Origin of the sequence: Pseudomonas sp. PS02303, assembly GCF_029959925.1 — a bacterium.
In the GTDB taxonomy this organism is placed as follows: Bacteria; Pseudomonadota; Gammaproteobacteria; order Pseudomonadales; family Pseudomonadaceae; genus Aquipseudomonas; species Aquipseudomonas mandelii.
Genome location: NZ_JASCOM010000282.1, coordinates 1 through 7,309, shown reverse-complemented (window position 1 = coordinate 7,309; position 7,309 = coordinate 1). Strand labels below are relative to the sequence as shown.

Below are 7,309 nucleotides of genomic sequence, written 5' to 3'. Positions count from 1 at the left end.
TGGGTGAACAGGCTGTTTGTAGGTGCCAGGCTTGCCGGCGAAGGCGCACTCAGGGACGCTTTCGCCGGCAAGCCTGGCTCCTGCAGAAAAGGTTTTACAACACCAAATGTGGCAACCACAGCGACAGCGCCGGAATGTAGGTCACGGCCAAAAGCACCAGGAACAGCACGGCATAGAACGGCAGCAGTGCCTTCACGGTTTTTTCGATACTGACTTTGCCCACGGCCGACCCCACAAACAATACCGCGCCCACCGGCGGCGTGATCAATCCGATCCCCAGGTTCACCAGCATGATCATGCCGAACTGCACCGGGTCCACGCCAATGCCCAGAATCACCGGCATCAGGATCGGCGTCAGGATCAGGATCAGCGGCGCCATGTCCATCACGGTGCCGAGCAACAGCAGCATGACGTTGATGCACATCAGAATCACGTAACGGTTGTCCGACAGGGTCAGGAACATCGTGGTGATCTTCGACGGAATCTGCATCAGCGTCATGATGTAGCCGAAGCTCGCCGCGAAGCCGATCAGGATCATCACGATCGAAATCGTCCGCACCGTGCGGTGCATCAGCTTCGGCAGTTCACTCCACTTGTAGTCGCGGTAGATGAACATGGTCACGAAGAACGACCACAGCACCGCAATCGCCGCCGATTCGGTGGCGGTGAAAATACCCGAGAGAATCCCGCCGAGGATGATGACCATCGCCATCAGGCCCCACATGGCTTCGCCGCAGATTTTCAGCGCCTGCTTCAAGGGGATGACTTCGCCCTTGGGGTAGTTGCGCTTTTTCGCGAAGATCAGGCACAGCACCATCAGGCACGCGCTCATCAGCAGCCCGGGGACGACGCCGGCCATGAACAGCGACGCAATCGACACCGTGCCGCCAGCGGCCAGTGAGTAGAGCACCGAGTTGTGGCTGGGCGGGGTCAGTAGCGCTTGCACCGAGCCGCTGACCGTGACGGCCGTGGCAAACTCCCGCGGGTAGCCGCGGCGTTCCATCTCAGGAATCAGCACCGAGCCGACCGAGGCGGTGTCCGCCACCGAAGAGCCGGAGATTGCGCCGAAGAAGGTCGACGCCATGATGTTGACCAGCGACAAGCCGCCACGGACAAACCCGACCAGCACACCGGCAAAGGCCACCAGCCTGCGGGACATGCCGCCCTCAGCCATGATCGCGCCGGCCAGTACGAAGAACGGAATCGCCAGCAACGAGAATTTGTTCACGCCGCCGGCGACCTGAATCATCAGCGCCTGGAACGGGATGTCGATCCACCACGCACCGATCAGGGCAGAAAGCCCCAGTGCGTAAGCGACCGGCATGCCGATCAGGATCAGTGCAATAAAACTGCCCAACAGAATCAACGCGTCCATTCAGGCAGCCCCTTCGCTTTCTTCAACCAGGTCGAAACGCACGACCCGACGGTTGCTCTGGTCACCGAGCAAGAGTTTTTCCAGGACAAAGATCAGCGTCAGCAACCCGCCAATCGGGATCGGCATGTAGGTGATGCCCACGCGCAGCGTCGGCATGGCGCTCATGAACTGGTTCCAGGTCGACAGGCAGAGCTTGGTGCCCCAGATAGTCATGAACAGGCAGATGGTCGCCATCAGCAGTTGCGAGACAATCGCCATCGCATTGCGCACTCCGGGGGGCATGCGGTCGGTGAGCATGGCCACGGCCATGTGCGCGCCGGCGCGGTAGCTGGCAGCGGCGCCGATGAAGGTGAAGACCATCATCAGCAAGATGGCGGTGGGCTCCGGCCAGCTTGAGCCGGTGCCGAGGACGTAACGGGCAAAGACGCCCCAGGGAATGATCAGGGAAATGGTCAGGACCGACAGACCGGCTACCCAGATGCAGGTCATGTAAATTTTGTCGTTGATGCGTAGCAGTAGATTCTTCATCGGGTTTCACCGTAACCGGGCGCGCACTGACATATACCCACGTCAATGGCGCCGGGCCTTTCATGAGGGCAAGGAGGGTTACTGAACGGCTTCGATGCGCTTGATCAGGTCGGCATAGGGTGCGCCGTATTTTTCGCGGATCGAGGCGGTTGCCTCATAGAAAGGTTTCTTGTCGACGGTGATGAACTTGACCCCGGCGGCCTTGAGTTTTTCTTCACTGCTGGCCGTCTTCGCATCCCACAAGATGCGTTCCTGCGCCTGTGCGGCTTTGGCGGCTTTCTTCACCAGCGTCTGCTGCTCGGGGGTGAGTTTTTCCCAGGTGATTTTCGACATCACGATAGGCTCGGGCAGGATCAGGTGGCCGGTCAGACTGTAGAACTTGGCGTTTTGATAGTGGTTGTGCTCAAGCAGCGTTGGCGGGTTGTTTTCTGCGCCATCGATCACACCGGTCTGCAAGGCACTGAAGATTTCGCCAGTGTCCATCGCGATCCCATTACCGCCCATGGCGTTGATGGTTTCGATGAACATGGGGTTGCCCATTACGCGGATCTTCATGCCTTTGAGATCTTCGGGGTTGTTGACCGGTTTTTTGGTGTAGATGTTGCGAGTACCGCCATCCATCCACGCCAGGGCAACCAGGCCAAACTCGGAATCGGTGATTTTGGCCAGGATCTCGTCGCCGACTTCACCGTCAATGACCTTGCGCATGTGCGCCTGGTCGCGGAACACGAACGGCATGTTGAACACGTTCACGTCCGGCACCACCGGCCCGACGATACCGAGGCTGACCCGCGCCATCTGAATGGCGCCGACCTGGGCTTGTTCAACCACTTCTTTTTCCGAGCCGAGCACACCGCCGGCGAACATCTTGAAGGTCAGGGCGCCGTTGCTGTCGGCCACCAGAGTTTTGCCCAGTTGCTCCTCGGCCACCACGGTCGGATAACCAGTGGGGTGGATGTCGGCGAACTTGATTTCCAGCGCCTGAGCGGCACTGCTGAGGGTGAAGGCCAAAGGAAGTGCAGCGGCGAGCAAGGTGCGTTTGAAGTCCATGGGGGTGTCTCCAGTTTGTTATTTTTTTTGTATTCAAGGCGCAAGGGTGTAGCAGAAGCGGTTAAAGCAGATCGTTGAACAGCGGTTCCGGTAAACCTTTGACGCCGGGATTGAGCGCAAACACGCCGCCGGCCAGTGATCGCGGGTCATCGTCGTCACCGGGGCGGATCGAGGTCACGAACAGCGTGTCCAGTCGACTGCCACCGAAGGCGCACATGGTGGGTTTTTTCACGGGCACGGCGAGGGAACGGTCCAGTCGACCGTCCGGGGTGAAGCGGTGAATCAGCCCGGCGTCGTTGGCGCAGATCCAGTAGCCGCCTTCAGCATCAACGGCGGCGCCGTCGGGGCGTCCGGGGAATTGATTCATGTCGACGAACAACCGCCGATTGGACGGCGTGCCGCTGTCGATGTCGTAATCGAAGGCCCAGATCTGCTGGACCAGGGGATGGGAATCAGACAGGTACATCGTCCGGCCGTCCGGGCTGAAGCCCAGGCCGTTGGGCACAATGAACCCGCCGAGTTGCGCTGCGAGCGGTCCGCGTTGCCCGGCGCTGTAGCGATGCAACGTGCCATTGGCGGCGTTGGCGCCCATGTTCAGCACCATGCTGCCGGCCCAGAAACGGCCCTGACGATCACAGCGACCGTCGTTCAGGCGCATGTCGACGCGGGCGTGATCGACGTGGGCCAGCAGTTCGCTGTCGAGGCTGCCGTCGTTGTGCGGCTGCAAATGGAAGAAGCCGCTTTCCATCCCGGCCACCCAACCGCCATTGCGGTGACGGGCGATGCAGGCGAGCATCTGCGGGGCTTTCCAGGCATTGACATGACCGCTGTCGGCGCTCCAGCGCTGCAATCCACCGGCAGGAATATCCACCCAGTACAGGGCGTTTTCCTCGGGGACCCAGACTGGGCTTTCTCCTACCGCGTTACGGGCATCAACAATCAATTCGGCTTGCATGGCAACTCATTCCCTTGGACTTTTGTTGTGGGGATCAAGTGAAGTCAGCGGTTTCAGTCACCGAACGGGCCGGACGCCACAAACGCGCCACCCTGGTAAACCATGCCCGGGTCGTCCGCCGCAGGCATCGGCTGCGCTTCAACTTTTTCGCGGAACACTTCAGAGCTGTCCTGCGGTGCATAGCCCAAGGCAGTCGCGAAACGGTTGTCCCACCAGACGTTCTTGTTGTCGGACATGCCGTACACCACGGTGTGCCCGACGTTCGGCGCGTACAGCGCGCGTTCGAGCAAGTGGGTCAGGTCGCCGAAACTCAGCCAGGTGCTCATCATTCTGCGGTTCTGCGGTTCCGGGAACGAGGAGCCGATGCGGATGCTGACGGTCTCGATGCCGTAGCGATCGAAATAGAAACTGGCCATGTCTTCGCCGTAGGACTTGGACAAGCCGTAATAGCTGTCCGGGCGGCGAGGGCAGTGGGCGTCGATGATTTCGCCTTGCTTGTAGAAGCCGATGACGTGGTTGGAACTGGCGAAAATCACCCGTTTCACGCCATGGCGGCGTGCGGCTTCGTAGATGTGGAAGACGCCACAGATGTTGGCACCGAGGATCTCTTCAAACGAGTGCTCCGTCGAGACGCCGCCAAAGTGCAGGATCGCGTCCACCCCTTCGACCAGCTGGTGGACGGCCTGCTTGTCCGCCAGGTCGCATTTGACGACTTCTTCGCGGTCATCGGTGGCGGGGGACATGTCGGCGATGTCCGACAGGCGAATGACATTGGCATAAGGGCGCAGGCTTTCGCGTAGCACTTTACCGAGGCCACCGGCGGCACCGGTCAGCAACAGGCGATTGAAAGGGGCTGTGGAAGTGGTGGTCATGGGAGTCCCTTGGGGCGCTATTATTGTTGTAGGTTGTCGTATGACTTTGTTGAAGTATCGTAAGGCTTTCCGAGTCTTGTCAACGCGACTTTGGTTGAAAATGACGGAGGGTCATTTCACACATCCCTGTGATAAGAGGATCTTCTGACCACAGGATTGATGTGAGCCTGCAAGGGATGTCTGCCTTACAGCAACGAAATCGGGTAACTGATGAAAATGCGGTTTTCATCGAATTCGTTGGTGCTGAAGCTCTTGCGGATGGTCGCGTTGCGCCATTTGACGTTGAGGTTCTTCAGCGGGCCGCTTTGCACGGTGTAGGCCAGTTCCGACTCGCGGCCCCACTCCTTGCCATCGGTGATCGTCCCGGTGTGCACGTTATCGCCGCTGATGTAGCGGTTCATCATCGTCAGGCCAGGGACGCCGAGGGCGACGAAGTTATAGTCGTGACGCAACTGCCAGGATTTTTCCTTGGCGTTGTCGTAGCTGGAGTTGTAGCTGTCGTTGGCCAGGGTGCCGCCGCTGGTGCCGTTGACCCGCATCCAGACATCGTCGCCGCTGAGTTTTTGCAGGCCGACGTAGAAGGTGTTGCCGCCATATTTGGCCGAGAGCATGGCGAATGCGGTTTTGTTGTCGAGGTCGCCAGCGAAAGCGCTGCCGTCTTCCTTGCCGATGAAGTAACCGAGGTTGGCGCCCAGGGTCCAGTCGCCGATGGGCTGGCTGTGGCTCAGGTTGAAATATTGCTGCTGGTAAATGTCGCTGAGTTCCGAGTACCAGACGCCGACCTGGGTGCGCTTGTCGTTGAACGCGTATTCGCCGCCGCCGAAGTTGAAGCGGTCCGAGGTGAACGCGGCCTTGGTGTTCATGGACATGTCTTCCATGCTCGCATCGTTGCGCGGGCTGTTCTGGCGGAACTGGCCGCCGTAGAGCGTCAGGCCGCTGATCTCGGTGGACGTCACCTGGCCGCCACGGAAGGTTTGCGGCAGCGAGCGGCCGTCGTCGGAGCGCAGGATCGGCAGCACCGGCATCCATTCCCCGACCTTCACTTCGGTTTTGGATATTTTGCCTTTGAGGGCCACGCCCATGCGGCCGAAATTGTCGGCCGGGCGGCCGTCGTCGTGGATCGGCAACAGCTGGGTGCCGCCTGTGCCTTTGCCGCCGTCGAGTTTTTGCGAGTACAAGCCCAGCACATCCACACCGAAACCGACCGGGCCCGGGGTGAATCCGGACCTGGCGTCGAGGATGAAGTTTTGCGTCCATTCCTCAGCCTTGCCCTGGGGATAGGCCGGGTTGGTGTAATTGCGATTGATGTAGGCGTTACGCAGGTTCAACGTGGCTTTGGCGTCATCAACGAAACCTTCTGCATAGCTGGTCATCGGCAAGGCGAAGGCCAGGCCGCTGCAACCGATCAGGCTCAGGGTGGTGCGGCATACAAAGGTCGGGCGAGGGGTGCTGGCGAAGGAATTGCGGACGAGTTTGCTCACAGTGACGCTCCCTTGTTTCTTGTTGTTTTTATTTTTTGTCATACGTCGTCGTACAACATTGGGGCGATTATTTGCGGGGCGTTCAGGGATTGTCAATCAGAAGTTATACGATGACTTGCGCCGGTGTGCTCGAATCCCTGTGGGATCCGGTTCGGCTCACGATTATCGGGGGCAAGGAGCCGAGGAGGCACCGCCGCTGCCTCGGAGGCCGGTCGAAAGGAGCGCCGGTTTACCTGCGCGTGAAGTTTCGTTTTTCCCTTGTCGCCGCGAGGTAGAGCGGATGCTAGTCTTGGCCAACGCTGTTGTCAGGGAGCCCTCATGGGCAATCACAAGATCGAGATTCGTCGCAGTAACGTCGAGAAGATTTTGCTGGGGGCCGAAAAGGTCTTCGCCGAAAAAGGCTTCGGCGGCACCGCCATGGCCGACATTGCCGCCGAAGTGCAACTGCCGCGCTCCAACCTGCATTACTACTTCAGCACCAAAAGCGAGCTGTACAGCGCCGTGCTGTTGGGTTTGCTGGAAGTGTGGAAGCAGGACGCGCTGTGCTTCGAGATGTTTGATGATCCGCGCGTAGTGCTCAGCAGCTACATCCGCGCCAAGATGAACCACTCGCGCAGCCGGCCTTATGGGTCGAAAGTCTGGGCCAATGAAATCATCCACGGCGCCCCCACCCTGGGCGTAGCGCTGGACGCGAGCCTGTACGACTGGGCCAAGATGAAAGAAGCGAAAATCCGCCAGTGGGTGGACGACAAACGCATCCTGCCGGTGGAGCCTTCAAGCCTGCTGTACATGATCTGGGCGTCGACCCAGCATTACGCGGACTTTGATCATCAGGTGAATATCCTCAACGACCATCAGCCGCTGTCGGACATGCAGTTCGAACGGGCGGTGCAGACGGTGACGAGTGTGATTTTGCGCGGGATCGGGTTGGAGCCTTGAGGTTTGCGGTGCGGCTGACGGCCTCTTCGCGGGCAAGCCTCGCTCCTGCAGGGCCAGCGTCGATTATTTAATCGTGGATCGACACAAACCTGTAGGAGCGAGGCTTGCC

7 protein-coding genes are annotated in these 7,309 nt (G+C 59.6%); 1 reads left to right on the top strand and 6 read right to left on the bottom strand.

The window, feature by feature from the left end; all coding sequences use genetic code 11:
* Positions 1 to 94: 94 nt before the first annotated feature.
* From QMX98_RS30350 to QMX98_RS30325, 6 genes are all read right to left on the bottom strand, one after another.
* Positions 95 to 1,375 (bottom strand): TRAP transporter large permease, encoded by a 1,281-nt coding sequence (locus tag QMX98_RS30350; RefSeq protein WP_154501119.1) that lies wholly within the window; start codon positions 1,373 to 1,375, stop codon positions 95 to 97.
* Entirely contained in the window at positions 1,376 to 1,903 is a 528-nt protein-coding gene (locus tag QMX98_RS30345) for a TRAP transporter small permease (protein WP_010455106.1), read from the bottom strand.
* A 78-nt stretch (positions 1,904 to 1,981) separates the two neighbouring features.
* Complete coding sequence (locus QMX98_RS30340; RefSeq protein WP_010455104.1) at positions 1,982 to 2,953, bottom strand: TRAP transporter substrate-binding protein; 972 nt, start codon at positions 2,951 to 2,953, stop codon at positions 1,982 to 1,984.
* 61 nt (positions 2,954 to 3,014) lie between these two features.
* Positions 3,015 to 3,908 (bottom strand): SMP-30/gluconolactonase/LRE family protein, encoded by an 894-nt coding sequence (locus QMX98_RS30335; RefSeq protein ID WP_282411860.1) that lies wholly within the window; start codon positions 3,906 to 3,908, stop codon positions 3,015 to 3,017.
* A 53-nt stretch (positions 3,909 to 3,961) separates the two neighbouring features.
* The gene (locus tag QMX98_RS30330; RefSeq protein WP_010455099.1) at positions 3,962 to 4,780 is read right to left on the bottom strand and encodes an NAD(P)-dependent oxidoreductase; all 819 of its coding nucleotides are present in this window, start codon (positions 4,778 to 4,780) and stop codon (positions 3,962 to 3,964) included.
* A 185-nt stretch (positions 4,781 to 4,965) separates the two neighbouring features.
* A complete protein-coding gene (locus tag QMX98_RS30325) occupies positions 4,966 to 6,261 on the bottom strand; it encodes an OprD family porin (RefSeq protein ID WP_010455098.1) in 1,296 nt (431 codons plus the stop codon).
* A gap of 318 nt (positions 6,262 to 6,579) precedes the next feature.
* Here QMX98_RS30325 and QMX98_RS30320 point away from each other — a divergent pair, with 318 nt between their 5' ends.
* A complete protein-coding gene (locus QMX98_RS30320; RefSeq protein WP_010455096.1) occupies positions 6,580 to 7,200 on the top strand; it encodes a TetR/AcrR family transcriptional regulator in 621 nt (206 codons plus the stop codon).
* The last annotated feature ends 109 nt before the right edge of the window (positions 7,201 to 7,309 follow it).

What these genes read in the sequence shown, in the direction of transcription:
- QMX98_RS30350 (WP_154501119.1), bottom strand. Translation starts at nt 1,375, where the DNA reads ATGGACGCGTTGATTCTGTTGGGCAGTTTTATTGCACTGATCCTGATC.
- QMX98_RS30345 (WP_010455106.1), bottom strand. Translation starts at nt 1,903, where the DNA reads ATGAAGAATCTACTGCTACGCATCAACGACAAAATTTACATGACCTGC.
- QMX98_RS30320 (WP_010455096.1), top strand. Translation starts at nt 6,580, where the DNA reads ATGGGCAATCACAAGATCGAGATTCGTCGCAGTAACGTCGAGAAGATT.
- QMX98_RS30340 (WP_010455104.1), bottom strand. Translation starts at nt 2,953, where the DNA reads ATGGACTTCAAACGCACCTTGCTCGCCGCTGCACTTCCTTTGGCCTTC.
- QMX98_RS30330 (WP_010455099.1), bottom strand. Translation starts at nt 4,780, where the DNA reads ATGACCACCACTTCCACAGCCCCTTTCAATCGCCTGTTGCTGACCGGT.
- QMX98_RS30335 (WP_282411860.1), bottom strand. Translation starts at nt 3,908, where the DNA reads ATGCAAGCCGAATTGATTGTTGATGCCCGTAACGCGGTAGGAGAAAGC.